We start from the raw sequence: 26,235 nt of genomic DNA, 5'->3' as shown, positions 1-26,235 counted from the left end.
TTATCCACCCCTCCTAATGCCAAGCGACGCCTGTTGCCATGCTCTACACTTTCTTCGTTACTACGCCAACCCCAAGGAAACAAACATGAGCATCATTAAAAGTTACGCCGCCAAAGAAGCGGGCGCCGATCTGTCGCTGTGGGAGTACGATGCCGGCGAACTGTTGCCGGAAGATGTCGAAGTCGAAGTGGAGTACTGCGGGATTTGTCATTCGGACCTGTCGATGATCGATAACGAATGGGGCATGTCGAGCTACCCACTGGTCGCCGGTCACGAGGTTATTGGTCGGGTGGCGGCGCTGGGCAGCGCGGCACGGGATAAAGGGCTGAAGATTGGTCAGAAGGTCGGGATCGGCTGGACGGCGCGCAGTTGCGGCCACTGCGACGCCTGTATCAGCGGCAATCAGATCAACTGCCTGGAAGGCTCTGTACCGACCATTATGAACCGCGGCGGCTTCGCCGATAAGCTGCGCGCCGACTGGCAATGGGTGATCCCGCTGCCGGAGAGCATCGATCTGGCTTCCGCCGGCCCGATGCTGTGCGGCGGCATCACCGTCTTCAAACCGCTGCTGACCCACCACGTTACCGCTACCAGCCGCGTCGGCGTGATTGGTATCGGCGGCCTCGGCCATATCGCGATTAAACTGCTGCGGGCGATGGGGGCGGAAGTAACCGCTTTCAGTTCCAACCCGGCGAAAGAGCAGGAAGTGCTGGCAATGGGTGCCGACCGCGTGGTGAACAGCCGCGATCCGCAGGCGTTAACCGCGCTGGCCGGTCAGTTCGATCTGATCATCAACACCGTGGCGGTGGATCTCGACTGGCAGCCGTACTTCCAGGCGCTGGCCTACGGCGGCAACTTCCACACCGTCGGCGCGGTGATGAAGCCGTTCCCGGTACCGGCCTTTACCCTGATCGGCGGCGACCGCAGCATCTCCGGCTCGGCGACCGGTAATCCGTCCGAACTGCGTAAGCTGATGAAATTCGCCGGGCGTAGCAAAGTGGCGCCAACAACCGAACTGTTCCCGATGTCGCAAATTAACGAAGCGCTGAAACACGTGCGCGAAGGCAAAGCCCGCTATCGCGCGGTATTAAAAGCCGACTTCTGATTGGTATTTATCGCCGGGCGTCCCGTGCGCCCGGCGCTTTTCTTCTTGCTTCATCAAACCGTCATCTCCCCGCCATTCCTCTGTAGTCATCGCTTCCCACAATCCGGGCTTCCATAAACGCCTGAACGAGACGCCCGTCACCATGAATAAGCGCTGGCTCCCCTGGCTGATACTGTCGCCTTCCCTGTTGTTTTTACTGCTGTTTACCTGGTTTCCGCTTGGCCGTTCGGTCTATGACAGCCTGTTTGATACCCGCATGGCCAGCGACGGCGCACAGTACGTCGGGCTGGATAACTTCGCCCGCCTGTTTGCCGACGGCGTTTTCTGGCAATCGCTGGTCAATAATCTGCTCTATATCCTGCTGACGGTGGTACCCGGCGTGACGCTCGCCCTGCTGCTGGCGGTGGCGCTGAGCGAGAATCACCGCGTCAACCGCTGGCTGCGCACCGCCTTTTTCTTCCCGATGATTATCCCGATGGTTAGCGCCGCCGCGCTGTGGCTGTTTATTTTTATGCCCGGCCTCGGCCTGCTCGATCACTATCTGGCGAAGCTATTTGGCCCTCAGAACAACAACTGGCTGGGGCGCAGCAACAGCGCGCTGCTGGCGCTGGCGCTGATTGGCGTGTGGAAATTCGCTGGCTACTACATGCTGTTTTTCCTCGCCGGGCTGCAGAGCATTCCGGCCTCAACGCGGGAAGCGGCGCTGATGGAAGGGGCCAGCCGCACCCAGGTGTTTTTTAAGGTCACGCTGCCGCTGCTGCGCCCGACGCTGAGCTTTGTTATCACCACCGCGCTGATTTACTCCATTACCCAGATTGATCACGTCGCGGTGATGACGCGCGGCGGGCCGGATAACGCCACGACCGTGCTGCTCTATTACATCCAGAATCTCGCCTGGGATACCCACGACCTTGGCAAAGCCTCCGCCGCCACCTTCCTGACGCTGGCCGGGTTGTTTGCCTTCTCGCTGATTAACCTGAAATTGCTGGAAAAAGGAGCCCACTATGAGCGCTGAAATCTCGCCGCTGATGGTCCGCTCGCCCGCCGCTTCGCGTCCGCTGTGGTTGCGCCTGCGTCGCTCGCAGCCCTTTACCCTGACGGTAATCATGTGCTGCCTGGCGCTGCTATGGGTGAGCCCGTTTATCTGGATGCTGGCGACCTCGTTCAGCGCCACCACCTTCGGCGAAGATATGGCCTCATTGCTGCCCCGTCTGCCGCTGACTCTCGATAACTTCCGCGACGCCTGGGACAGCGCCGACTGGCTGAGCCTGTACGCCAACACCCTTATCTTTACCTTCGGCACTTTCTTCGTGCAGCTACTCACCATCACCACCGCCGGCTACGTCTTCGCCTGCCACGAATTTCGCGGCAAGAAAACGCTGTTTCTGCTGTTTCTCGTCCAGCTGATGATCATGCCGGTGGTGATGATGGTGCCGAACATGCTGACTCTGAAAACCTTCGGCCTGCTCAACACTCTGACCGGCGTGATGATGCCTTACTTTACCTCGGCGTTCGGCGTGTTTCTGATGCGCCAGGCGTTCCTCGCCATCCCGAAAGAGCTGGAAGAGGCAGCGCTGATGGAGGGATGCCGCTGGTGGCAGGTGCTATTCCGCGTACTGCTGCCGATGTCCTGGCCATCGGTGCTGGCCTTCGCCACCGTCAGCATTACCTACCACTGGAACGAGTACCTGTGGCCGCTGATGATGCTTAACGATCCCGATAAGCAGGTGCTGACGGTCGGGCTGGTCTCTTTCGCCATGGGCGCTGAATCCGGCGGCCAGTGGGGCACCATCGGCGCCGGGACGCTGATGGTCTGCCTGCCGCTGATGCTGGCGTTCATCCTTTTCCAGAAACAGTTCCTGCGAAGCTTCGGCTTCTCCGGGATCAAATAAGGAGTTATTCATGCTGTTAGCGCACATTTCCGATACCCATTTCCGCAGCCGCGGCGAGAAGCTGTACGGCTTTATCGACGTCAACGCCGCCAATGCTGATGTGGTTTCTCAACTTAACGCGCTGCGCGAACGCCCGGATGCGGTGGTGGTGAGCGGCGATATCGTCAACTGCGGCCGTCCGGAGGAGTATCAGATCGCCCGCCAGATCCTCGGCAGCCTGAACTATCCGCTGTATCTCATCCCCGGCAACCACGATGATAAAGCGCTGTTTCTGGAGTACCTGCAGCCGCTGTGCCCACAGCTCGGTAGCGATGCCAATAATATGCGCTATGCGGTTGACGACTTCGCTACCCGCCTGCTGTTTATCGACTCCAGCCGCGCCGGCACTTCAAAAGGCTGGCTGACCGACGAGACCATTAGCTGGCTGGAAGCGCAGCTGTTTGACGGCGGCGACAAACCGGCAACGATCTTTATGCACCACCCGCCGCTGCCGCTGGGCAACGCGCAGATGGACCCGATTGCCTGCGAAAACGGCCACCGTCTGCTGGCGCTGGTGGAACGTTTCCCGTCGCTGACGCGCATCTTCTGCGGTCATAACCATAGCCTGACCATGACCCAGTATCGCCAGGCGCTGATCTCCACCCTCCCCGGCACCGTCCATCAGGTGCCTTACTGCCACGAAGACACTCGCCCGTATTACGATCTCTCGCCGGCTTCGTGCCTGATGCACCGCCAGGTCGGCGAGCAATGGGTGAGCTACCAGCACTCGCTGGCCCACTACGCCGGGCCGTGGCTGTACGACGAAAACATCAGTTGTCCAACGGAAGAGCGCTAACCGCCATGCTCAGTCTGCAAAACATCAGTAAACATTTCGACGGTAAACCCGCGCTCAGCGCGCTGTCGCTTGATATTCACGAAGGCGAATTTGTGGTGCTGGTCGGCCCGTCGGGCTGCGGTAAAAGCACCCTGCTGCGCCTGCTTGCCGGGCTGGAGCAGGTCAGTGAAGGCGAAATCTGGTTGCATGGTGAGAACATCACCGACACCACGCCGCGAGAACGCAATTTTGCGATGATCTTCCAGAACTATGCGTTGTTTCCACATCTCTCGGTGCGCGACAACATCACCTTCGGCATGAAGGTGCGTAAGGAAGAAAAAAGCGGCTGGCAGCCGCGGGTAGATAAAGTCGCGCAGATGCTGCAGCTGGAGGCGCTGCTCGATCGCAAACCGGCTAAGCTCTCCGGCGGCCAACGGCAGCGGGTAGCGATGGCGCGGGCGATCGTGCGTAATCCGCGGCTGTTCTTAATGGATGAACCGCTGTCCAACCTCGACGCCCGCCTGCGCAGCGAAGTCCGTGACAGCATTATGGACCTCCACCAGCAGTTGAAAACCAGTACCGTCTACGTCACCCACGATCAGACCGAGGCCATGTCGATGGCCGACCGCATCGTGGTGATGAACGGCGGCCACGTGCAACAGGTAGGACGGCCAGAATATCTGTATGCCAACCCGGCCAATCTGTTCGTGGCCGGATTTATCGGTTCGCCAGCGATGAACCTGCTATCACTTCCCTGCGTTGACGGCAACGTTCAGCTTGGCGAACTACGCCATCCGCTACCGCCGCGCCACCGCAGCCAGACCCGCGTCTGGCTGGGCATTCGCCCGGAACATATTACCGACCGCGTGGAGCAAGGCCATCTGCGCCTGCCGGGCACCGTCCTGCAACGAGAACTGATGGGAGCCGATTATCTGCTCCACGTCAGCACCCCGATCGGCACCCTGCGCTTTAGCCGCCGCCACCGTGGCACGGTACCTGAAAAAGGCGAATCGCTGATCCTCGGCTTCTCGCCTGCCGATGTGCATCTTTTTCATGCTGAGACCCAGCATAATTTACTGATGGAGACAGACCATGTTTAACCCCTTAACCGCCCTGACGGTTGGGCTCAGCCTCGCTCTGAGCGGTGCGGCGCTGGCGAAAGAGAAAATAGACTTCATGTTCCCGGCTCCGGTAGACGGCAAGCTGACGATGGAGATGACACGCGTTATTAAAGCGTTCAACGACTCGCAGCAGGATGTCGAAGTACGCGGCATCTTCACCGGCAACTATGACACCACCAAGATCAAAGCCGAATCCGCACAGAAGGCCGGACAACCGCCGGCGCTGGTGATCATGTCCGCCAACTTCACTACCGATCTGGCGCTGAAGGATGAGATCCTGCCGATGGACGAACTATTTAAATATGGCGATCAAAAGGCTGGCGATTTTCTGCAAAAGGAGTTCTGGCCCGCGATGCATAAGAACGCCCAGGTGATGGGCACCACCTATGCGATCCCGTTCCATAACTCGACACCGATCCTCTACTACAACAAGACGCTGTTCGATCGGGCGGGGATCGCGCAACCACCGCAGACCTGGGCCGAGCTGCTGTCTGATGCCAAAAAGCTGACCGATGAGAGCAAAGGCCAGTGGGGGATCATGCTGCCGTCGACCAACGACGACTACGGCGGCTGGATCTTCTCGGCGCTGGTGCGCGCCAACGGCGGTAAATATTTCAATGAAGACTATCCGGGTGAGGTTTATTACAACTCGCCGACCGCTATCGGCGCTCTGCGCTTCTGGCAGGATCTGATCTACAAAGACAAAGTGATGCCTTCCGGGGTACTGAATTCGAAGCAGATCAGCGCTTCATTCTTCTCCGGCAAACTTGGCATGGCGATGCTCAGCACCGGCGCACTGGGCTTTATGCGCGAGAACAGTAAAGATTTTGAACTCGGTGTCGCCATGCTACCAGCCAAAGAGCAGCGCGCGGTGCCGATCGGCGGCGCCAGCCTGGTGAGCTTTAAAGGCATCAACGACGCGCAGAAGAAAGCGGCCTACCAGTTCCTGACTTATCTGGTGAGCCCGCAGGTAAACGGCGCGTGGAGCCGCTTTACCGGCTACTTTTCGCCGCGTAAGGCTTCTTACGATACGCCGGAGATGAAAGCTTATCTGCAGCAGGATCCACGAGCAGCGATCGCCCTTGAACAGCTGAAGTATGCGCATCCGTGGTACTCCACCTGGGAGACCGTCGCCGTGCGTAAGGCGATGGAGAACCAGCTGGCGGCGGTGGTCAACGATGCTAAAGTAACGCCGGAAGCCGCGGTACAGGCGGCGCAGAAGGAAGCTGACGCGCTAATGAAACCTTATGTTGATAAGACTGCGCTGGGAGAAGTGAAGTAGCGCAGTTCTATAGCGGGGCGCCCGGCTTGCGGCGTAAACGCCCAAGCCGGATGACCAACCGCCCCCAGCGTAGAATGCGCCGGGGAGATTTTGCAAAGCCTTAGATTTTATCCGCCTGCGACGAAGCCCAGGATTTACGCGCGTAGGCTTTTCCCGCCGGGCTGGTATCCAGCTTCTCGCGCAGATAGTGCTCGATCTGCTCAAGGCTGCGGTTGCGCGTTTCCGGCACGCATTTGATCACGAAGATCGCGCCGAAGATGCCGATTGCCGCAAAGATAAAGAAGGTTCCGGAGAGGCCGACCCACGCTAGTAGTATCGGGAAGAACAGCGAGATCAGGAAGTTGGCAATCCACATTGAGAACACCGCCCCGCCCATAAACATCCCGCGCATCCGGGTTGGGAAAATTTCCGACAACAGCAGCCAGGTCACCGGCGACAGCGCCCCCTGCTGGAAGCTCAGGAACAGCAGCATTCCCGCCAGTACCATATAGGCGCGCAGCGCATCCGGCTGACCATTGACCGTTTCCGGCAGCAGGTAGCTCACCGCGCCGATAAACACCAGGCAGGCAGTACAGCCGAACTGGCCGATCATGGTCATCGGGCGACGACCTATCTTCCCCAGCATCCAGATGCCGACAAAGGTCATCAGCACCGAAACCACGCCGTTGGCAATGGTGGCGAACAGCGCGGCGTTATCGGTCATACCGACCGAGGTCAGCACCGTCGGCGCATAGTACATAATGGTATTGACGCCGGTAAGCTGCTGAATAACCGCCACGCCGATACCGATCATGAACAGCTTAAACAGCCAAGGGGTCATGATTTCACGAATTTTTGGCTTACCAAGATTGCGCTGCTCGTCGAGAGTTTCCGTAATCTCCATTAGCTCCCACTCGACATCATCTTTACGCCGCGTACGCTCCAGCACCCGGCGTGCTTCCGCCAGTCGGCCTTTCATCGCATACCAGCGCGGGGTATCCGGCATAAACATCATGCCAAACCACAGCAGCACGGCAGGTAGCGTCGCCACCGCCAGCATCCAGCGCCAGGTACTTTCACCGCCCCACAGCTCATGGAAGGTGGCGTTAGAAATATAGGCCAGCAGCTGTCCAGAGACGATCATCAGCTCCTGCAGCGTGACCAGTTGCCCGCGTTTATTGGCCGGCGCCATCTCAGCGATGTAAACCGGCACCGTTGCCGCCGCGCCGCCAACCGCTACGCCGAGAACCAGGCGGAAGAAAATCATCCAGTTGACGTCCGGCGCGAGGGCGGTTCCCACCGCACCGATAGCAAAGATCACCGCCAGCCAGAGGATGATTTTCTTTCTGCCTGCGGCGCTGGCCAGATGGCCAGAAAGCAGTGCGCCGAATGCGGCGCCGAACAGCAGTGAGCTGGTCACCAGCCCGGTGGTAAAGGGCGTGAGATGCAGTTCCTTACCCATAAACAGCAGGGCGCCGGAAATCACCCCGGTGTCGTAGCCAAAGAGTAAACCGCCTAAGGTCGCAATCAACGCAACGATCTTAACAAACGGCGTTGCCGGGGCGTCGCTATTCGGCCCCGACGCTTTATTGAGTGTGAGATATTGTTCCTGTGACATAGAAGACTCCAGTAACCTACCTTGTAGGGGAAGATATGCTCTTGTCTGAATACAGAGGCCTCCTGCCTCACGGACGTGTCGTTCTCGTGTGGTTCTCTTGAGGTTTAGAAAAAGCGGGCCACGCAGCTGTGTGGCCCGAAATGCATCAACGATCAGATTCCTGCCGTTTCGCAGATGTACTTACGCGCCTTTACGGCGTATTCGAAGGGGTTCGCCAGCGCAGGGTCTTGTTCGGCTTCCACTACCATCCACCCCTTGTAGCCGTAGTCATCCAGCAACTGGAAGACCGGACGGAAATCTATTTCGCCGTCTCCCGGTACGGTAAAGGTGCCTTTCTTGACGCCGTCGAGGAATGAGAGCCCTTCGCGGCGCACCTGCTCAATTACCGCGGGGCGGACGTCTTTCAGATGCACGTGGTTAATGCGCGGCAGATATTTTTTCAGGATCGCCAGCATCGGCGCCTCGCCGCCCTCTGAATACCAGGCGTGACCGGTGTCGTAGAGCAGGAAGACGCGTTCGTCCACCAGCGACATAAACTTGTCGATCTCCGCGGCAGTCTGAATGCCGGTGCCCATATGGTGATGCAGGCAAACCTGCATCCCCTTCTCTGCCGCCAGTTTGCCAAGCGCGTTATAACCTTCGGCTACCCGCTGCCACTCTTCGTCGCTAAAGCACGGTTTTACATCGCCGAGGATCGGTTTATCGAGCCCCTGGATACTGCCGCTTTGTTCAGAGCAGCCAATCACCTTCGCGCCCATCGCATGGAGGAAATTCATGTGGTTAACGAATTCATCGATGGTTTTTTCTCTTTGGCCATTCGCGAAGAAGGTGCTGAACCAGGCGTTGCAAATCTGCATGCCGCGAATATCCAGCATCGGCTTCAGCACCGCCGGGTCGCGCGGATATTTGCTGCCGACTTCGCTGCCGGTAAACCCGGCCAGCGCCATTTCGCTGACCGTTTGCTGGAAGGTGTTTTCGCTCCCCAGCTCAGGCATATCGTCGTTAGTCCAACCGATAGGGGCGATAGCCAGTTTGACGTTCTCTTTGTTCATTTTGATGCTCCTGCCGCCGCGCCTTACCGGCGCAGCAGTTCACGTTCGATAAGTTCACGCGTTTCCACGGCTTGGTATTTCATCTTTTCCGGGTAACCAAACAGCGAGGTGCAGACGATCGGTTCACCGCCAACTTTGAAGGTCTGTTCAGCGAAGCGCATATCGCGCAGGGTGCGGAACAGAGCATCGAAATCGACATCCCCCTCGCCGACGCCGACGTGCTGGTGTACGGCGGCGTCAACGCCCGGCGGATTAACGATATAGCGGCAGTGTTTGGTGTGATTGCGGGTATCGGCAATCAGCACGTGCGACAGGTCCTGACCGGCATAGCGCAGCATCTTCTCGACTTCACCTTTACCTTTGTCGTAGAAGAAGGTGTGCGGCACGCTGTAGACGTACTTCACGTTGTCGCTACGGAAGGACTTCACGATATCCACCGTCTCGTTGTTTTCTTCGCAGAAGTCCCACGGGTGGGCCTGGATTTCGACGCGGATACCTTCACGTTCGAATATCGGCAGTAATTCTTCCATCGAGCGGTAGAACATTTCTTCGCAAATTTCCGGCTGGTTAGGATCGCCAGAAAATTCGGTGTTGATAACCTGCACGCCCATCTCTACCGCTACTTCGATGAGCCGCTTCCAGTTCTTCACCGCCGCCTGACGGCGCAGCTCATCCGGGCCGGACCAGCGATAAACGCAGATGAACGAGGAGAGTTCAACGCCGTTGTCACGCAGCGCCTGCTTATACTCGGCCATGATCTCCCGGCTGGCGCGCGGATGTTTGTAGAATGGGTTAATCTGCGGGTGCGGCGACTGTTCAATGTATTTGTAGCCCCACTCCGCCACCTGCTGAACCATTCTGGTGATCCCGAGATCGCGAATCACATCGACATCAAAAGCAATTTTCATCGTCGTTACCTGTTTGAAACGTTACGTCGGTGAAGGAGGATTTAGCGTTGGTAGAATGCCGGGCACTCAGGCAGCGACACAGCTACCGGTTCGTTGCACTCCTGCGCCTTCAGACAGGCGTCGGCGGCAACCGATGCCGCATAACCGTCCCAGGCGGAGGGGCCCTGCAGCTTGCCGGCTTTCACATCATTGATAAATGCCTGCAGTTCGACGTCGTAGGCTTTGATGAAACGGTCTTTCCAGTCGGTGAGGATGGCTGTCGACAGGCTGGCGGCTTTACGCATCTCCACCGCCGACGGTTCCGGCAGGCGCGCAATGCCCGTTTCGCCAACGACTTCGCACTGGATGTCGTAGCCGTACTGGCAATTTACGAAGACTTCGACGTCGATCAGGGTGCCCTTTTTCGTTTCAAACGAGACTATCTGAGGGTCTTTCAGCCGCGCATGGGTATGGGAGGTCGAGCGCGGGAAGCGTACCTGTACGGAGCGGTAGTCGTCATTTAGCAGCCAGCGCAGCACGTCCAGCTCGTGGATCAGGGTGTTGGTGATCGCCATATCGGTGGTGTAGTTCTCGCCGACCGACTGGTTGCGGTGGGCGCAGCGCAGCATCAGCGGCGCGCCGATATCGCCGTCATCAATGACTTTCTTCAGCGCCAGATAGCCTTCATCGTACGGGCGCATAAAGCCGACCTGCACCAGGCGACGCCCGGCTTTCATTTCAGCATCAACGATGCGGCGGCAGCCTTCCGCGCTCATCGCCAACGGCTTTTCGCAAAAGACGGGCTTACCGGCCTCAATAGCCGCCAGGGTGTACTCTTCATGGGTTGGATCCCAGGAGGTCACCAGCACGGCGTCAACGTCGCTGGCTTTAATCACATCATGACCGTCGGCGTAGACTTCCGCCTGCACGCCCGGCAGCGCTACTGCCGCACGGGCGTTATCGGCGTTGATATCGGAAACGGCGACCACGGTCGCCCCCTGTAGGACCTGGGTGCAGCGACGGATATGTTCTTTACCGATGGCGCCTGCGCCGATGACACCTAATTTGAGTGACATGATGGTTCTCTCCGTAGTTCTGTAGGGTTCAGGGTTCGTGTTCTTTGTTAGTAATCCCGCGCCTGGGCGCGTTTTTCATTAATCATTTCAGCGACTTTACGGATACGTTCCGACAGCGCCGTCTGCGCCACGCCAACGTTCCACCAGCTACCGTATTTGTGGACCATGGTTTTCGGCAGTACTTTAATGTCGATAAGCGTGCTGACGGTTTCACGGCGAGCGGCATCCAGCGCGTGGCGAAGCTCATCGAGGGTGGTGACCCGCCAGGTCTTGCAGCCGTAGCCGGAAGCAATCGTGGCGAAATCTACCGGTACCAGCCCGCCCTGCAGCTGGCCGTTTTCCGCCGAGCGGTAGCGGAACTCGGTGCCAAAGCTATCCATACCGTGTTCCAGCTGCAGGTTGTTGATGCAGCCGTTCGCCATGTTGTCGAGCAGGATGACGTTGATCTTCGCCCGCTCCTGCAGGGAGGTGACCAGCTCAGAGTGCAGCATCATGAAGGAGCCATCGCCGACCAGCGAATAGACTTCGCTCTGCGGCTGCGCCAGCTTAACGCCGAGGGCGGCGTTGACCTCATAGCCCATGCACGAGTAGCCGTACTCGACGTGATAGGTATTCGGCGCGCGGTTGCGCCAGACGCGTTGTAAATCCCCCGGCAGGCTGCCCGCCGCCGCCACAATGACCGCATCCGCCGCCAGCGACTCGTTCAGCAAGCCAAGAACGCTGCTTTGCGTCAGGGTAGAATCCGTGATTTGACGGAATTCGCGATATACCGATTCACGGTCAATATGGTCATCAATTTCTGGTACGAAATCCGTTTCCTGCCAGACCGCCTGATAGACGCGCTGGGTCTCTTTCATCTGCCGGCTCTGGACGCTTGCAATCTGCGCGCCCCATTCTGCCTGCCAGGACTCGTTCGCCAGCGCGGCGCTGAGCGCGCTTAGCGCCTCGCGGGCGTCCGCCAGCATTGGGATGCCGTCCAGCTTCCAGGCATCAAAATTACTGACGTTAACGTTAAGAAAGCGCACGCCCGGGGATTGGAATATCCATTTCGAGGAGGTGGTAAAATCGCTAAAACGTGTGCCGATACCGATGACCAAATCGGCTTCTTTCGCCAACAGGTTGGCAGCCAGACAGCCCGTTTCGCCAACGCCGCCGACGTTCAGCGGATGCGATGAAACCACCGTGCCCTTTCCGGCCTGCGTTTCCGCAAACGGGATGTCGTAACGTTCGGCGAAGCTCACCAGCGCTTCGCCTGCCGCGGAATATTTCACGCCGCCGCCGCAGACGATGAGCGGTTTACGGCTGGCTTTAATTGCCGCTACCGCATCCGCCAACTGCGCCGCGCTTGGCGGACGGCGATCCAGACGGTGGACACGGCGGGCAAAAAAGGACTCGGGATAATCCCAGACTTCACCCTGCACGTCCTGCGGCAGACACAAGGTGACGGCGCCGGTTTCCGCCGGATCCGTCAGCACGCGCATGGCATTAATGCAGGCGCTCATGAGCTGTTCCGGGCGGATAATACGATCCCAGTACTTACTCACCGCGCGAAATGCGTCGTTAGTCGTGATACTCAGATCGTAGCTCTGTTCGATTTGCTGCAGTACCGGGTCCGGCTGGCGGGTGGCGAATACATCGCCCGGCAGTAATAACAACGGGATACGGTTGGCCGTTGCCGTCGCCGCGGCGGTGATCATGTTGGCCGCTCCCGGACCGATGGAAGAAGTGCAGGCAATGATCTGCCGGCGCAGTGACTGGCGGGCAAAGCCGGTGGCCGCATGGGCCATGCCTTGTTCATTACGCCCCTGGTAAACCCGCAGTTCGCCGCTGTTCTCTTCCAGCGCCTGGCCTAAGCCCAACACGTTGCCGTGACCAAAAATAGCGAAAATCCCTTTCACGAATTTCTGCGCTTCGCCGTCCACCTCCAGATACTGGTTATCAAGGAACTTCACCAGCGCCTGCGCCATTGTCAGTCTCAGTTTGCCCATGTTGCCTAATCCTTATCGTTCAGTATTTGTCGTGTGAGTTAGCGCTTTGCTCGCCAAAGAAGATGGCGTAGGTGAGGGAAAGCCGTTAACGTCCACTGGAATATTTTTGGATTATAGGCAAACATTTTTTTCATTAAACACAAATACAGAAGAAATGTTTCATTTTGCGAGAAGGATCAAACTCTCTACCCATTTCACACGTTTCACTTACATCTCCTTCGCGAGCAGGTTTCCAAACAAAAGAGGAAAAACAAGATTATCTACATGAAAATTATGGATAATATTGGTATTAAAAAAAGGAGAGCATGGGTAAGCGGGACGCAGACAGCATGTATGGGTGGGCAGCTGCGTACCCACGCAGAGTGGTAGATCCTTCACACTTTTGGTTTTTTAATTTCGATTAGATTTGAAAATGAAATATTTATTTCTCAAACTAGAGATAACTAATAACCATCAGGCTGTTCACGGCAGACCGTCACTCATGCGACCTTCTCCTGGCAGCAGATTTGCAAAAGGAAACCCTAGCGATGAATGCAGCAGTTAAGCGGCTCGACGTCATCTGTATTGGCCGGGTGGCCGTCGATCTCTACGCCCAGCAGATAGGGGCAAGGTTGGAAGATGTGGCCAGTTTCGCCAAGTATCTCGGCGGTTCCTCGGGCAATGTCGCCTTTGGTACCGCGATTCAGGGATTAAAATCGGCGATGCTGGCGCGGGTGGGCGATGAGCATAACGGCCGGTTTCTACGTGAAACCCTCCGCCGCGCAGGTGTCGATACCGAATATCTGATCACGGATAAAGAACGGCTGACCGCGTTGGTGATGCTGGGCATTAAGGATCAGGATACCTTCCCGCTGATTTTCTACCGCGACAACTGCGCCGATATGGCGCTGACGCCTGACGATATCAATGAGGAGTACATCGCCTCTTCACGCGCTCTGGCGGTGACCGGCACCCACCTTTCACACGCCAATACCCGCGATGCGGTACTGAAGGCGCTGGAATACGCCCGCCGCCACGGCCTGCGTACCGCGCTGGATATCGATTACCGTCCGGTGCTGTGGGGGCTTACTTCGCTGGGCGACGGTGAAACGCGTTTCATTGAGTCGGGTCCGGTGACCCGTCAGTTGCAGGAAGTTCTGCACCTGTTCGATTTAGTCGTCGGCACTGAAGAGGAGTTTCATATCGCCGGCGGCAGCACCGATACCCTCACCGCGCTGAAAAACGTTCGCCATGCCACCAAAGCGACGCTGGTCTGCAAGCGCGGGCCGATGGGTTGCGTGGTGCTGGAGGGCGCCATCCCGGATAGCTGGGACGAAGTGCCGTTGCAGCAAGGCGTTCGCGTCGAAGTACTCAACGTGCTCGGTGCCGGCGATGCTTTTATGTCCGGGCTACTGCGCGGCTGGCTTAACGATGAGGGCTGGGAGCAGGCCTGCCGCTACGCCAACGCCTGCGGCGCCTTAGTGGTTTCGCGCCACGGCTGCGCGCCGGCGATGCCGACAAAAGTAGAGCTTGATGATTATTTATCGCGGGCCGATGCCGTTCCGCGCCCGGATATCGACGCGCGGTTAAATCATTTGCACCGGGTGACCAGCCGACGCCAGCCGTGGCCGGAACTGTGTATCTTCGCCTTTGACCATCGTAAACAGCTGGCGGATCTGGCATTAGAAACCGGGCGCGACCCGGCCTGTATTCCCGAACTCAAACTGCTGCTGTTGGCCGCCGCCGAGGCGGCCGCCACAGAGGCCGGGCTGGATCGGCGCAGCGGCATCCTCGCCGATGGTACCTATGGTCAACGTTCACTTAACGCCATTACCGGTAAAGGCTGGTGGATCGGTCGGCCGATTGAGCTCCCCAGCTCGCGTCCGCTACGACTTGAACATGGTAATATTGGCTCACAGCTGATCGACTGGCCGCTTGAGCACGTCGTCAAATGCCTGGTCTTTTACCACCCGGATGACCCGGCGGCGCTGCGCGCCGAGCAGGATGCGCTGCTGCTGGAAGTCTGGCAGGCCTGCAATAAGTCCGGGCACGAGCTGCTATTGGAAGTGATCCTGCCGGAGAACGGACCGGACAAAGATGAACGCCACTACCACACTATGCTGGAGCACTTCTATCAGTTGGGCATCCAGCCGGACTGGTGGAAGCTGCCGCCGCTGGCCAGCGCCCAGTGGGAGCGGATCTCAGCGCTTATCGAGCGCGAAGATCCGTGGTGCCGGGGCATCCTGCTCCTGGGGCTGGATGCGCCATCGGATCGATTGCGTTCAGGTTTCGCCGAAGCGGCCGGGCACCCGATGATCAAGGGTTTTGCCGTCGGCCGAACCATCTTTGGCCAGCCTTCGCGCCGCTGGATGCAGGGCGAACTGGATGACGCAGCGCTAATCGATGAAGTGAAACGCAACTATCTACGGCTCATCGGCTACTGGCGCGAAGCGCGCGGCTAACCTCCTTCAGGCCCGCCACTTCCTTGAAAGCGGCGGGCCTGCGGTTTCTTCGTGAAATGAATCGCGTATTTCATCGCAAAAAATGAAAAATTCGCTTCATTTGGTACACTGGAAGCCATATTCCTTCCATTTTCTCAGAGCGCAACTTATGGCTAATAATCCGACCCAACTGACCATCCTGCAGGATGAAATCAGACGGCGCTACGACACGCTCAGCAAACGTCTGAAGCAGGTGGCGCGCTATATACTGGATAACAGTAATAGCGTTGCTTTCGATACCGTAGCCTCCATTGCGCAACAGGCTGACGTTCCGCCCTCAACGCTGATTCGCTTCGCTAACGCCTTTGGCTTCAGCGGCTTTAACGAAATGAAGCAGATGTTCAGGCAGCATCTGATGGAAGAGACCGCCAACTACACCGAGCGCGCGCGTCTGTTCCGCCAGACGACTAACGACGAAACAACCCCGCCGGAAACGCCGACGGAAATCCTCAACATGTTCAGCATGGTCAATACCCAGGCGCTGCAGCAACTGGCAATGCAGACCTCCGGCGAAGATCTCAACCGGGCGGTAGATTTACTGGCGGATGCGGAAAATATCTATGTTATCGGTCTGCGTCGCTCGTTCAGCGTCGCCTCTTACCTGACCTACGCGCTGCGCCATCTGGATCGCAAAGCCTTTCTGATCGACGGCCTTGGCGGGATGTTCACCGAGCAGCTCAGTCTGGTGGGGCCGAAGGATGTGGTCGTGGCGGTGAGCTTCTCGCCTTATGCCCGTGAAGTGGTGGAGCTGGTTGAGCTTGGCGCCCAGCGCAAGGCGCGACAAATCGCCATTACCGATAGCCAGGTAAGCCCGCTTGCCGCCTTCAGTGATGTGTGCTTTGTGGTGCGTGAAGCGCAGGTCGATGGTTTCCGTTCACAGGTGGCCTCGCTGTGCCTGGCGCAGACGCTGGCGGTATCGCTGGCATTGAATAGCAGCAAAGAGCCGCAGCAGCACCGCGCCTGATTGCCCGTTGCGCTAGCGGTAAACAGGGGCAATCAATAGACAAAAAAGCCGGGGACATCCCCGGCTTTTCTCGTATATCGCGCACTATGAATAGCGATCGCTGTTGATCCAGGCGTGATCGTCTTCCCAGGTGAATAGCCACTTACGATCCGGCCCCGCCATCACGTTCAGATAGTAGCTGTTGTAACCGGCGATCGCCGCTACCGGATGGTAGCCGCGCGGCACCATCACCACATCATGGTTATAGGGCGCCATACAGGCATCCAGACTGCGGTCATCGGTGTACACTCGCTGAAAGGCAAAACCTTGCGGCGGATCGAAACGGTGGTAGTAGGTTTCTTCCAGCTGGGTTTCCTGCCCCGGCAGCGCGGTATCGTGCTTGTGCGATGGCCAGGAACTGGTCGCCCCTTCTTCGGTGTAGACTTCCACTACCAGCAGGCAATCCGCCTGCGCATTATCCGGCAGAATATTATGTACCAGCCGCTGGTTACGCCCTTTACCGCGATGTTCTACGCCAACATCCTCAGGCCGTATCACTCGCGCCGGGAAGCTGCCTTTGCCCGGCGCGCTGCAAACCGCCAGCTCAAGATCGGAATCTGCAGTGACCTCGACCTTATCTTGCGGCGGCACATAGACCGACCACGGCGGCGTACGCTCGAATGGCGACATGCGTTTACCGAGGTCGGGAAAATCGGCGTGCTGAGTTTTGATCGAGGCCAGCCCGGAGACCAGAACCAGACATAGCTCACGATTACCGCTTTCCAGGGTCACGGTTTGCCCCTGTTTTAACATCCAGACATCAAAGCCAATATACTGCCACCCCGCGCTCTGCGGGGTGATGTGCTGGATATGTCCCTCTTTTTGCGCTTTAGCCAATAACGACATAGCGTTCTCCTTCGCCGATTAACCTAACGTCGGCATACTGAATTCAGATACGGTTTGCTGCCCCTGCGGCCAGCGCACGGTGGCAGTTTTCATACGGGTATAGAAGCGAACGCCGTCAGGCCCGTGGACGTTCAGCGCGCCAAATACCGAGCGCTTCCAGCCGCCAAAGCTATGGAAGGCCATTGGTACCGGCACCGGTACGTTGACGCCAACCATGCCGGCCTGTACATCATGAACGAACTCGCGGGCGGTATGGCCATTGCTGGTAAAGACGGCGCTGCCGTTACCAAATTCGTGGCTGTTAACCAGCGCCAGCGCGCTTTGGTAATCAGCAACGCGGACGATCCCCAGCACCGGGCCAAAAATCTCTTCACGCCAGATGGTCATTTCCGGAGTGACATGGTCAAACAGCGTACCGCCAACGTAATATCCGTCCTCATGCCCGGCCACGCGCAGCCTGCGGCCATCCACCACCAACGACGCCCCTTCGCTGACTCCCTTATCAATATAGCCGAGTACTTTTTTCTGATGCGCTTCGGATACCACCGGCCCCATTTCGTTTTCGTCTTTGCCGCGCAGGCAACCAGGTCCCACTTTCAACGACTCGACTAATGGTTTCAGGCGGGCAATGAGCTTATCTGCGGTCTCGTCACCGACGGCCACCACTACCGGCAGGGCCATACAGCGCTCGCCTGCGGAACCATACGCACCGCCCATGATGGCATTTACGGTCGCATCAAGATCGGCGTCCGGCATCACGATGGCATGATTTTTCGCCGCGCCAAACGCCTGAACGCGTTTTCCGTGAGCGCTGGCGGTTTTATAGATATATTCCGCCACGCCGGAGGAGCCGACAAAGCTGACGGCGGCAATACGCGGGTCGGTATAAAGCTGCTCGGCATCTTCATTGCTGCAATGAATGACGTTAAAAACGCCGTCCGGCAGACCGGCTTCTTTCAGTAATTCAGCCATGCGTACCGCCGCGGTCGGCGCCAGCGCCGGTGGTTTCAGCACGAAGCTGTTGCCGCAGGCCAGCGCGATGGGGAACATCCACATCGGCACCATAGCCGGGAAATTAAACGGCGTTATCCCCGCCACCACGCCCAGCGGCTGCATGAGCGAATAGCTGTCGACGCCGGTACCCACGTCGGAAGAAAACTCACCTTTAATGAGATGCGGAATACCGCAAGCGAACTCAACCACTTCCATGCCGCGGGTCAGCTCGCCCAACGCATCGGACCACACTTTGCCGTGCTCGCTAACGATAATTCCCGCCAGTTCATCGACGTGCTGTTCAAGCAGCATTTTAAAATTGAACAGCACGCGGGCGCGGCGCAGCGGCGTGGTACGGGACCAGCTGTCAAAAGCGTCGCGAGCGACCTGGATTGCGTCGGAAACCTCCTGCGCGGTGGAAAGCGTGACTTCGCGAACCACATCGCCAGTGGCCGGGTCGTACACCGGCATCGTTTCCCGGCTGCTGCTGGTTACCGTTTTCCCACCAATAAAGTTACCTGTGATAGTCATCTTCTCGCCTCATAGTGTAGAAGGCCGTTCAAGTTACGGCCCGTCGCTGATTGTGCTGTGCTATAACCGTAGTAAAATGAAATTTATATTTCAATAAACAGATAAAATGAAATTCCACTTTGGTGATAGCTGTCGCATTTTTCAGCAAGCCTCTCTCTACATAATTTCATATCGCAGCGGTAGTGAAGGTGAGATTTTATGCGGTTGACGTTGATGTAAACTATGAAATAGCGCAGCAACTATTTTGCGATCGTGCTCAAACAACCATCATTTCATCCATTGCCAACGATGAAATAAACATTTTAACTATCAGGCAAGCGAACTAAACCAGTCAACATCTTGTCAGGAGTGTCAAATGGCCATTGCCCTGCAGCGTTTCTGTATCAATCGTAAAATTGCGCCATCGCTTAGCATTGAAGCGTTTTTCCGTCTGGTAAGCGAACTCGGGCTGCATAAGGTCGAGCTGCGTAATGATTTACCCAGCGGTAAAGTCACCGATGAGCTAACCCACCAGCAGGTGCGCAAGCTGGCCGACCGATACCAGCTTGAAATTCTGACGATCAACGCCGTCTATCCCTTCAATCGCCACAGCGCTGAAGTACGTCAGCTGACGGAGTCGCTGCTGAAAGAGGCGCAGTCCATTGGCGCCAAATCGCTGGTGATGTGCCCGTTAAATGATGGCACCGCTGTAGCGCCGCAAGAAACGCTTGCCGCTATGCGCGAGCTGGCGCCGTTGTTCGAACAATATGGCGTTCAGGGCCTGGTTGAGCCGCTGGGCTTCCCACAAAGTTCGCTGCGCTCGGCGGCGCAGGCGCAGGCGCTCATTCGCGACGCCCAGGTACCGTTTAAGCTGTTAATTGATACTTTCCACCACCACCTGTATCCACAAGCTGAAGAGGAATTCAGCCAGCTGGACATTGCTGAGATAGGTCTGGTTCACCTCTCCGGCGTTGACGATCCCCGCCCACGCGAACAGTTGACCGACGACGAGCGCATCATGCTGACACCACAAGATAGGCTGCTGACCTGCCAGCAGGTAAAACATCTCGAAGCCAGCGGATATCGTGGCGATTACGCCTTCGAGCCTTTCGCTCCGCAGCTGGCGTCATGGCGCGAAGAGGAGATTCGCCGCGAGATTGAACAGAGCATCGCGCTGATTCAGCGCCACTGCGCCTGAGATTAAACGTTGAGAGTTATCGATTTCCTCCATCTTTTTACTGTCAGGTTGCCTATAATCGACGCAGGATAAATGGAGGAATCGATCATGAGCTCACCCCTGCTGATTGCGCGCACGCTGGATAAACAACTGTATCTGCTGCCTGCAATGGCTAACCGTCACGGCCTAATTACCGGCGCCACCGGCACCGGTAAAACCGTAACTTTGCAGAAACTGGCGGAGTCATTTTCCGAGATCGGCGTGCCGGTCTTTATGGCCGATGTGAAAGGCGACCTGACCGGTATCGCGGAAGCAGGCCAGAGCTCTGAGAAACTTCAGGCGCGTCTGGAAAAAATCGGCGTTACCGACTGGGAGCCGCACGCCAACCCGGTGGTTGTTTGGGATATCTTTGGTGAAAAGGGCCACCCGGTGCGCGCCACGGTGTCGGATCTCGGCCCCCTGCTGCTCGCCCGCTTGCTCAACCTGAATGAAGTACAAAGCGGCGTGCTAAACATTATTTTCCGTATTGCTGACGATCGCGGCCTGCTGCTGCTGGACTTTAAAGATCTCCGCGCCATCACCCAGTTTATCGGTGATAACGCTAAAGCCTTCCAGAACCAGTACGGCAACATCAGCAGCGCGTCGGTCGGCGCTATCCAGCGCGGGCTGTTAACCCTGGAGCAGCAGGGCGCAGAGCACTTCTTCGGCGAACCGATGCTGGATATTCAGGACTGGATGCGTGTCGATGCCAGCGGTAAAGGGGTGATTAATATCCTCAGCGCCGAAAAGCTCTATCAGATGCCGAAGCTTTACGCCGCCAGCCTGCTGTGGATGCTCTCCGAACTCTACGAACGCCTGCCGGAAGCCGGCGACCTCGAAAAACCGAAGCTGGTGTTCTTCTTCGACGAAGCCCACCTGCTGTTTAACGATGCGCCGCAGGTACTGCTGGATAAAATCGAGCAGGTGATTCGCCTTATCCGTTCTAAAGGGGTCGGCGTCTATTTTGTCTCGCAGAATCCGTCGGATATCCCGGATGCCGTGCTCGGTCAGTTGGGCAACCGCGTACAGCATGCCTTGCGTGCCTTTACCCCGAAGGATCAAAAAGCGGTGAAAACCGCCGCCCAGACCATGCGCGCCAACCCGGCATTCAGTACCGAGCAGGCCATTCAGGAGCTCGGTACCGGCGAAGCGCTGATCTCCTTCCTCGACGAGAAAGGCAGCCCGTCGGTCGTCGAGCGCGCAATGGTCATCGCCCCATGTTCACGGATGGGGCCGGTCACCGATGATGAGCGAAATGGCCTGATTAACCACTCGGCGCTGTACGGCAAGTATGAAGAAGAGATTGACCGCGAGTCGGCCTTCGAAATGCTGCAAAAAGGGGTGCAGGTCGCCACAGAGCAGCAGTCGGCACCGCCGGCAAAAGGTCAACAAAACGGTGATGATGACGGGCTACTCGGTGGACTGAAAGATATTCTGTTCGGCACTACCGGCCCGCGCGGCGGTAAACGAGATGGTATCGTGCAGACCGCGGCCAAAAGCGCCGTACGTCAGGTCACCAACCAGATCGTCCGCGGCATGCTGGGAAGCCTGCTCGGCGGAAGGCGCCGTTAGCGTAAAAAGGATGCCGACCCCGGATGGCGGCGCGCTGCGCCTCATCCGGGTTATTTGTTGGCTCGGTGAGCGTAAGCGTTAGGCCTTAGTCGCCTCAGGGGGTTGTCTTAAAATAATCCCCATATCCCCGCGCGCTTTTGCGCGCTTCGAGGCGGTGATTGCCACGCCAGCACAGCGCCAGCACGACGGCCACCGCAACCTGATGAAGATATAGCGGCAGGCCTTTGTCCAACACCACGAAAGCAAACAGAAAAGCGAATATCGATAGCGACAGTATAACCCCCGCTAACGTGCCATTGAGATCGAACCAGAACAGCACCCGATTGGCTTTTTGCTCTTCTGCTGTGCCCGCACGCACCAGCCCCGTCGTCAGGCTCAGCACATCCGCTCGTTTCAGCGACCAGATAAAAAACACCAGCATAAGCAGAAAAACTGTGCCTTCAAACAGGAACCAGCCGCTGGCCCACTCTGGATGCAACGCGCCGAAGAAGATGGTGGCGATGATAAAAATATCCGGGATCCACAAGATTCCGGCAGCGACCTGCAGAATGAATATCAGGGATTTACCAAACATCAATGCCTCCATGCAAAGACGAAAAAAAAGGGTGCTTTCGCACCCTTCTATTGTACTACGCTTTTCTCATCATCAGCCAAAGGCTTATCAGGAAGAAACTTGCGCTTGGCAGCAGCGCGCCGATTATCGGCGGGATGCCGTAAACCAACGTCAGTGGGCCAAAAATCTGGTCGAGTACGTAGAAGATAAAGCCGAAGCTAATCCCGGTAACCACTCTCACGCCCATTGCCACGCTCCGCAGTGGGCCAAAAATGAACGACAGCGCCATCAGCATCATCACGGCCACCGACAGCGGCTGGAAGATTTTGCTCCACATATTGAGCTGGTAACGGCCCGGATCCTGACCGCTGGACTTCAGATAGGTCACGTAGTTATGCAGGCCGCTGATTGACAGCGCATCCGGATCCAGCGCGACCACGCCGAGTTTGTCTGGCGTTAGCTTGGTCTTCCAGGTGCCGCTCACCATTTGCGTGCCGGTAACCTGTTTTGGATCGGTGAGATTAGACTCATCCACCTGCGACAGGCGCCAGATCTTAGCTTCATTATCAAACTTCGCGGAAGCGGCGTAGCGAACTGATTGCAGACGACGGTTATCGTTAAACTGGTAGATGCTCACGCCGCCCAGCTCATCATTGCCCTTCACCCGCTCAATGTAGACAAAATTATGCCCGTCTTTCGCCCACAGCCCCTGCTGGGTCGACAACAGTGAACCGCCGTACATCTGCTGCGCACGGTAGTTACGCGCCATCTGTTCGCCCTGCGGCGCCACCCACTCACCCATCGCCATGGTTAACAACACCAGCGGGATCGCCGTTTTCATCACCGCCAGCGCCACCTGCATACGGGTAAAACCGGAAGCTTGCATCACCACCAGTTCGCTGCGCTGCGCCAGCATCCCCAGCCCCAGCAATGCGCCAAGCAGCGCCGCCATGGGGAAGAAGATTTGCACATCTTTTGGTACGCTGAGAATGGTATAAAGCCCGGCGCCCATTGCATCATAGCTGCCCTGTCCGGCTTTTTTCAGCTGGTCGACAAACTTAATAATGCCGGAGAGCGACACCAGCATGAACAGCGTCATCATGATGGTGTTGAAAATGGTTTTACCGATATAGCGGTCAAGTACGCCAAACGCCTGCATCACACCGCTCCTTTATTAAACCGGGCACGGAAACGACGCATCGGCACCGTATCCCACAGGTTAAGCAACACCGCCAGCGCGAAGTAGAGCAGGTTCACGCCCCACATCCAGATAGCGGGGTCCATTTTGCCTTTACCCGCGTTCGATTTGATCGACGTTTGCAGCAGGAAGAACACCAGATACAGCAGCATCGCCGGCAGCATAGACAGCACGCGGCCCTGACGCGGGTTCACCACGCTAAGCGGGACAACCATCAGCGCCATCATGAACACCGCCGCCACCAGCGTAAATCGCCAGTGCAGTTCGGCGCGCGCGCGCGCGGTATCGGTCTTCCAGAGGGTGCGCATATTCATCTGTTCGGTGTCGCTGGGATCGGCCGCTACCGCTTGATGGCCAATTACCGCCTGGTAGTTTTTGAAGTCGGTAATACGGAAATCGCGCAGCATCGCCGTGCCCTCAAAACGCGTCCCCTGAGTCATAGTGACCACCTGGGATCCGTCTTTTTTCTGCGACAGTTCGCCGGAATCCGCCACTACAACGGAAGGACGCGCGTTGCCTTTCGGCCGCAATTGCGCAAGGAACACGTCGTTGAAGCGGTTGCCGTTCACGTTTTCGATAAACAACACAGCGCTGCCGTCGCTGGCCTGCTGGAACTGGCCCTGAGCCAGCGCCGCCATTCCAGGGTTGGCTTTGGCTTCCGCCAGCACTTCATCCTGATGGCGCGACGACCACGGCCCCGCCCACATCACGTTGACTGCCGCGACGGCGCCGGTAAACAGGGCGAGGATCATTGCCGCCTTAATCAATACGGCTTTACTTAAGCCGCAGGCGTGCATCACCGTAATTTCGCTTTCGGTATACAGTTTGCCCAGCGTCATCAACAGCCCGAGGAAAAGACTCAGGGGCAGAATGAGCTGCGCCATTTCCGGTACGCCCAGCCCTAACAGCGAGAGCACCAGGTTGGTCGGGATATCGCCATCTACCGCGGCGCCAAGGATCCTGACGAGTTTCTGACAGAAGAAAATCAGTAACAGGATGAATAGGATCGCCAACTGGCTTTTCAGCGTCTCACGAACCAGATATCTTATGATTATCACTATAAATACGCCCGTAAAAACCCGTCTTATTGCAGGAAAATTGCTTGTTTCATGGCTTAAACGTCATTTATTCTCTTTTGTCGTCGAAAACATCGCTAAGATTAAATGACTCATCGGTTCTGCGTATCAGGATCTTTTCTGACGAACCAAGGCCGTAATAACGTTAAGATTAACACGAAGTCACCGCAACAGCGGACATGAGTTACGAAAGCTTGCAATTATATACTCAATGGATTTCGAGTTGTAGAAAGGCGGCAGGACTGTGAAGCCCCAAAGCGGCATCAGCCAGCGTCAGGGGTAAGCAGGCGTAGCCAACGCATCTGCAACTGGAAAGGCGACGAGTATAGCCGTAGCCACCACTGTTGTCTTTAAGATTCAGGAGCATAGTGCATGGAGTTCAGTGTAAAAAGCGGTAGCCCGGAGAAGCAGCGGAGTGCCTGTATCGTGGTCGGCGTCTTCGAACCACGCCGCCTCTCCCCCATCGCCGAACAACTCGATAAAATCAGCGACGGTTACATCAGCGCCCTGCTGCGTCGCGGCGAGCTCGAAGGCAAGCCAGGCCAGACGTTGTTACTGCACCATGTGCCGAACATCCTGTCTGAGCGCATTCTGCTCATCGGCTGTGGTAAAGAGCGCGAACTGGATGAACGTCAGTACAAACAAGTTATTCAGAAAACCATTAATACTCTGAATGACACTGGCTCGATGGAGGCCGTCTGCTTCCTGACCGAACTGCACGTCAAGGGCCGCAACAACTACTGGAAAGTTCGCCAGGCCGTTGAAACCGCCAAAGAGACGCTGTACAGCTTCGATCAGTTGAAGACCAACAAAAGCGAGCCACGTCGCCCGCTGCGTAAAATGGTCTTTAACGTGCCGACTCGCCGCGAACTCACCAGCGGCGAACGCGCCATTCAACATGGCCTGGCGATCGCCGCCGGTATCAAAGCGGCGAAAGATCTCGGCAATATGCCGCCGAATATCTGTAACGCGGCTTACCTTGCTTCCCAGGCGCGCCAGTTGGCCGACACTTACAGCAAGAACGTCATCACCCGCGTGATCGGCGAACAGCAGATGCGCGAGCTGGGGATGAACTCCTATCTCGCCGTCGGCAACGGCTCGCAGAACGAGTCGCTGATGTCGGTCATCGAGTATAAAGGCAACCCGTCTGAAGACGCGCGCCCTATCGTGCTGGTCGGTAAAGGCCTGACCTTCGACTCCGGCGGTATCTCCATCAAGCCTGCCGAAGGCATGGACGAGATGAAGTACGACATGTGCGGCGCGGCGGCGGTCTACGGCGTAATGCGAATGGTTGCCGAGCTGCAGCTGCCGCTAAACGTCATCGGCGTGCTGGCAGGCTGTGAAAATATGCCTGGCGGTCGCGCGTATCGCCCGGGCGATGTTCTGACCACCATGTCCGGGCAGACCGTTGAAGTGCTGAATACCGACGCCGAAGGCCGTCTGGTATTGTGCGATGTGCTGACCTACGTTGAGCGCTTCGAGCCGGAAGCGGTTATCGATGTGGCGACGCTGACCGGCGCCTGCGTGATTGCCCTCGGCCATCACATCACCGGCCTGATGTCGAACCATAACCCGCTGGCTCATGAGCTGATCGGCGCCTCCGAACTGGCCGGCGACCGCGCATGGCGTCTGCCGCTGGCCGACGAGTTCCAGGATCAGCTGGAGTCCAACTTTGCGGATATGGCGAACATCGGCGGCCGTCCTGGCGGCGCGATTACCGCTGGCTGCTTCCTGTCACGCTTCACCCGCAAGTACAACTGGGCGCACCTCGACATCGCCGGTACCGCCTGGCGTTCCGGTAAGGCCAAAGGCGCGACCGGCCGCCCGGTGGCGCTGCTGTCGCAGTTCCTGCTCAATCGTGCGGGTTTTAACGGCGAAGAGTGATTGCCGTCTGATGCCCGGTGGCGCTACGCTTACCGGGCCTACGGAAAAATGCCGTATGTAGGCCGGGTAAGCGTAGCGCCACCCGGCTTT

Annotated in this window: 21 protein-coding genes; 11 read left to right on the top strand and 10 right to left on the bottom strand. The window is 57.4% G+C overall.

Annotation, left to right across the window (positions count from 1 at the left end):
* Nucleotides 1-85: 85 nt before the first annotated feature.
* The 6 genes from ahr to EAE_RS10035 all read left to right on the top strand — a co-directional run bounded on the left by ahr (nt 86) and on the right by EAE_RS10035 (nt 6,214).
* Nucleotides 86-1,105, top strand: coding sequence for an NADPH-dependent aldehyde reductase Ahr (gene ahr / locus EAE_RS10060; RefSeq protein ID WP_015368523.1), 1,020 nt, complete (start codon nt 86-88; stop codon nt 1,103-1,105).
* 142 nt (nt 1,106-1,247) lie between these two features.
* Nucleotides 1,248-2,120 carry a carbohydrate ABC transporter permease gene (locus tag EAE_RS10055; protein WP_015368525.1) on the top strand — a complete coding sequence of 291 codons (873 nt, stop codon included), beginning with the start codon at nt 1,248-1,250 and terminating at the stop codon, nt 2,118-2,120.
* Nucleotides 2,110-2,997, top strand: coding sequence for a carbohydrate ABC transporter permease (locus EAE_RS10050; RefSeq protein ID WP_015704228.1), 888 nt, complete (start codon nt 2,110-2,112; stop codon nt 2,995-2,997). The genes EAE_RS10055 and EAE_RS10050 overlap by 11 nt, the downstream gene beginning before the upstream one ends.
* Before the next feature lie 10 nt (nt 2,998-3,007).
* Nucleotides 3,008-3,832: a phosphodiesterase gene (locus EAE_RS10045; protein WP_015704227.1), complete on the top strand. Its 825-nt coding sequence runs from the start codon at nt 3,008-3,010 to the stop codon at nt 3,830-3,832.
* 5 nt (nt 3,833-3,837) lie between these two features.
* A complete protein-coding gene (locus tag EAE_RS10040; RefSeq protein ID WP_015704226.1) occupies nt 3,838-4,911 on the top strand; it encodes an ABC transporter ATP-binding protein in 1,074 nt (357 codons plus the stop codon).
* On the top strand, nt 4,904-6,214 hold the full coding sequence (locus EAE_RS10035; protein WP_015704225.1) for an ABC transporter substrate-binding protein: 1,311 nt from the start codon (nt 4,904-4,906) through the stop codon (nt 6,212-6,214). Before EAE_RS10040 ends, EAE_RS10035 begins: the two co-directional genes overlap by 8 nt.
* 100 nt (nt 6,215-6,314) lie before the next feature.
* Here EAE_RS10035 and EAE_RS10030 read toward each other — a convergent pair whose 3' ends face one another.
* The 5 genes from EAE_RS10030 to iolD form a co-directional block, all read right to left on the bottom strand.
* Nucleotides 6,315-7,811, bottom strand: a complete 1,497-nt coding sequence (locus EAE_RS10030) for a sugar porter family MFS transporter (protein WP_015704224.1) — start codon at nt 7,809-7,811, stop codon at nt 6,315-6,317.
* Between the two features lie 152 nt (nt 7,812-7,963).
* Nucleotides 7,964-8,863, bottom strand: coding sequence for a myo-inosose-2 dehydratase (iolE, locus tag EAE_RS10025; protein WP_015704223.1), 900 nt, complete (start codon nt 8,861-8,863; stop codon nt 7,964-7,966).
* Nucleotides 8,864-8,886: 23 nt separating this feature from the next.
* Entirely contained in the window at nt 8,887-9,771 is an 885-nt protein-coding gene (locus EAE_RS10020) for a sugar phosphate isomerase/epimerase family protein (protein ID WP_015368532.1), read from the bottom strand.
* 41 nt (nt 9,772-9,812) lie between these two features.
* On the bottom strand, nt 9,813-10,826 hold the full coding sequence (gene iolG / locus EAE_RS10015; protein WP_015704222.1) for a bifunctional inositol 2-dehydrogenase/D-chiro-inositol 1-dehydrogenase: 1,014 nt from the start codon (nt 10,824-10,826) through the stop codon (nt 9,813-9,815).
* A gap of 47 nt (nt 10,827-10,873) precedes the next feature.
* Nucleotides 10,874-12,814 carry a 3D-(3,5/4)-trihydroxycyclohexane-1,2-dione acylhydrolase (decyclizing) gene (gene iolD / locus EAE_RS10010; RefSeq protein ID WP_015704221.1) on the bottom strand — a complete coding sequence of 647 codons (1,941 nt, stop codon included), beginning with the start codon at nt 12,812-12,814 and terminating at the stop codon, nt 10,874-10,876.
* Nucleotides 12,815-13,341: 527 nt separating this feature from the next.
* Between iolD and EAE_RS10005 the strand changes: the two genes are divergently transcribed.
* Nucleotides 13,342-15,255: a bifunctional 5-dehydro-2-deoxygluconokinase/5-dehydro-2-deoxyphosphogluconate aldolase gene (locus tag EAE_RS10005; protein WP_015704220.1), complete on the top strand. Its 1,914-nt coding sequence runs from the start codon at nt 13,342-13,344 to the stop codon at nt 15,253-15,255.
* A 148-nt stretch (nt 15,256-15,403) separates the two neighbouring features.
* Nucleotides 15,404-16,258 (top strand): MurR/RpiR family transcriptional regulator, encoded by an 855-nt coding sequence (locus tag EAE_RS10000; protein WP_015368536.1) that lies wholly within the window; start codon nt 15,404-15,406, stop codon nt 16,256-16,258.
* 84 nt (nt 16,259-16,342) lie between these two features.
* On the opposite strand, the gene iolB is transcribed toward EAE_RS10000, so the two are convergent.
* Together iolB and EAE_RS09990 are read right to left on the bottom strand one after the other, a co-directional pair.
* Nucleotides 16,343-17,143: a 5-deoxy-glucuronate isomerase gene (iolB, locus tag EAE_RS09995; RefSeq protein ID WP_015704219.1), complete on the bottom strand. Its 801-nt coding sequence runs from the start codon at nt 17,141-17,143 to the stop codon at nt 16,343-16,345.
* Between the two features lie 18 nt (nt 17,144-17,161).
* Entirely contained in the window at nt 17,162-18,667 is a 1,506-nt protein-coding gene (locus tag EAE_RS09990; protein ID WP_015368538.1) for a CoA-acylating methylmalonate-semialdehyde dehydrogenase, read from the bottom strand.
* Between the two features lie 355 nt (nt 18,668-19,022).
* On the opposite strand from EAE_RS09990, the gene EAE_RS09985 reads away from it, so the two are divergent.
* A complete protein-coding gene (locus EAE_RS09985; protein ID WP_015704218.1) occupies nt 19,023-19,844 on the top strand; it encodes a TIM barrel protein in 822 nt (273 codons plus the stop codon).
* Nucleotides 19,845-19,931: 87 nt separating this feature from the next.
* Nucleotides 19,932-21,434: a helicase HerA-like C-terminal domain-containing protein gene (locus tag EAE_RS09980; RefSeq protein WP_015704217.1), complete on the top strand. Its 1,503-nt coding sequence runs from the start codon at nt 19,932-19,934 to the stop codon at nt 21,432-21,434.
* Between the two features lie 94 nt (nt 21,435-21,528).
* Here EAE_RS09980 and EAE_RS09975 read toward each other — a convergent pair whose 3' ends face one another.
* Genes EAE_RS09975 through lptF form a run of 3 tightly spaced genes read right to left on the bottom strand, consistent with a single transcriptional unit; the run spans nt 21,529 to nt 24,243 of the window.
* The gene (locus tag EAE_RS09975; RefSeq protein WP_015704216.1) at nt 21,529-22,008 is read right to left on the bottom strand and encodes a hypothetical protein; all 480 of its coding nucleotides are present in this window, start codon (nt 22,006-22,008) and stop codon (nt 21,529-21,531) included.
* A gap of 55 nt (nt 22,009-22,063) precedes the next feature.
* Complete coding sequence (lptG, locus tag EAE_RS09970) at nt 22,064-23,146, bottom strand: LPS export ABC transporter permease LptG (RefSeq protein ID WP_015368543.1); 1,083 nt, start codon at nt 23,144-23,146, stop codon at nt 22,064-22,066.
* Nucleotides 23,146-24,243, bottom strand: coding sequence for an LPS export ABC transporter permease LptF (gene lptF / locus EAE_RS09965; RefSeq protein WP_015368544.1), 1,098 nt, complete (start codon nt 24,241-24,243; stop codon nt 23,146-23,148). The genes lptG and lptF overlap by 1 nt, the downstream gene beginning before the upstream one ends.
* 390 nt (nt 24,244-24,633) lie before the next feature.
* Between lptF and pepA the strand changes: the two genes are divergently transcribed.
* On the top strand, nt 24,634-26,145 hold the full coding sequence (gene pepA, locus EAE_RS09960) for a leucyl aminopeptidase (protein WP_008807121.1): 1,512 nt from the start codon (nt 24,634-24,636) through the stop codon (nt 26,143-26,145).
* Nucleotides 26,146-26,235: the final 90 nt, after the last annotated feature.

This window comes from Klebsiella aerogenes KCTC 2190, assembly GCF_000215745.1.
Taxonomy (GTDB): domain Bacteria; phylum Pseudomonadota; class Gammaproteobacteria; order Enterobacterales; family Enterobacteriaceae; genus Klebsiella; species Klebsiella aerogenes.
This window is presented reverse-complemented; position numbering and strand designations above follow the sequence as displayed.

What these genes read in the sequence shown, in the direction of transcription:
- iolG (WP_015704222.1), bottom strand. Translation starts at nt 10,826, where the DNA reads ATGTCACTCAAATTAGGTGTCATCGGCGCAGGCGCCATCGGTAAAGAA.
- EAE_RS10005 (WP_015704220.1), top strand. Translation starts at nt 13,342, where the DNA reads ATGAATGCAGCAGTTAAGCGGCTCGACGTCATCTGTATTGGCCGGGTG.
- EAE_RS10020 (WP_015368532.1), bottom strand. Translation starts at nt 9,771, where the DNA reads ATGAAAATTGCTTTTGATGTCGATGTGATTCGCGATCTCGGGATCACC.
- EAE_RS09975 (WP_015704216.1), bottom strand. Translation starts at nt 22,008, where the DNA reads ATGTTTGGTAAATCCCTGATATTCATTCTGCAGGTCGCTGCCGGAATC.
- pepA (WP_008807121.1), top strand. Translation starts at nt 24,634, where the DNA reads ATGGAGTTCAGTGTAAAAAGCGGTAGCCCGGAGAAGCAGCGGAGTGCC.
- EAE_RS10055 (WP_015368525.1), top strand. Translation starts at nt 1,248, where the DNA reads ATGAATAAGCGCTGGCTCCCCTGGCTGATACTGTCGCCTTCCCTGTTG.
- EAE_RS10035 (WP_015704225.1), top strand. Translation starts at nt 4,904, where the DNA reads ATGTTTAACCCCTTAACCGCCCTGACGGTTGGGCTCAGCCTCGCTCTG.
- EAE_RS09990 (WP_015368538.1), bottom strand. Translation starts at nt 18,667, where the DNA reads ATGACTATCACAGGTAACTTTATTGGTGGGAAAACGGTAACCAGCAGC.
- EAE_RS09985 (WP_015704218.1), top strand. Translation starts at nt 19,023, where the DNA reads ATGGCCATTGCCCTGCAGCGTTTCTGTATCAATCGTAAAATTGCGCCA.
- iolD (WP_015704221.1), bottom strand. Translation starts at nt 12,814, where the DNA reads ATGGGCAAACTGAGACTGACAATGGCGCAGGCGCTGGTGAAGTTCCTT.
- EAE_RS10000 (WP_015368536.1), top strand. Translation starts at nt 15,404, where the DNA reads ATGGCTAATAATCCGACCCAACTGACCATCCTGCAGGATGAAATCAGA.
- EAE_RS10045 (WP_015704227.1), top strand. Translation starts at nt 3,008, where the DNA reads ATGCTGTTAGCGCACATTTCCGATACCCATTTCCGCAGCCGCGGCGAG.
- EAE_RS10030 (WP_015704224.1), bottom strand. Translation starts at nt 7,811, where the DNA reads ATGTCACAGGAACAATATCTCACACTCAATAAAGCGTCGGGGCCGAAT.
- iolE (WP_015704223.1), bottom strand. Translation starts at nt 8,863, where the DNA reads ATGAACAAAGAGAACGTCAAACTGGCTATCGCCCCTATCGGTTGGACT.
- ahr (WP_015368523.1), top strand. Translation starts at nt 86, where the DNA reads ATGAGCATCATTAAAAGTTACGCCGCCAAAGAAGCGGGCGCCGATCTG.
- iolB (WP_015704219.1), bottom strand. Translation starts at nt 17,143, where the DNA reads ATGTCGTTATTGGCTAAAGCGCAAAAAGAGGGACATATCCAGCACATC.
- EAE_RS10050 (WP_015704228.1), top strand. Translation starts at nt 2,110, where the DNA reads ATGAGCGCTGAAATCTCGCCGCTGATGGTCCGCTCGCCCGCCGCTTCG.
- lptG (WP_015368543.1), bottom strand. Translation starts at nt 23,146, where the DNA reads ATGCAGGCGTTTGGCGTACTTGACCGCTATATCGGTAAAACCATTTTC.
- EAE_RS10040 (WP_015704226.1), top strand. Translation starts at nt 3,838, where the DNA reads ATGCTCAGTCTGCAAAACATCAGTAAACATTTCGACGGTAAACCCGCG.
- EAE_RS09980 (WP_015704217.1), top strand. Translation starts at nt 19,932, where the DNA reads ATGAGCTCACCCCTGCTGATTGCGCGCACGCTGGATAAACAACTGTAT.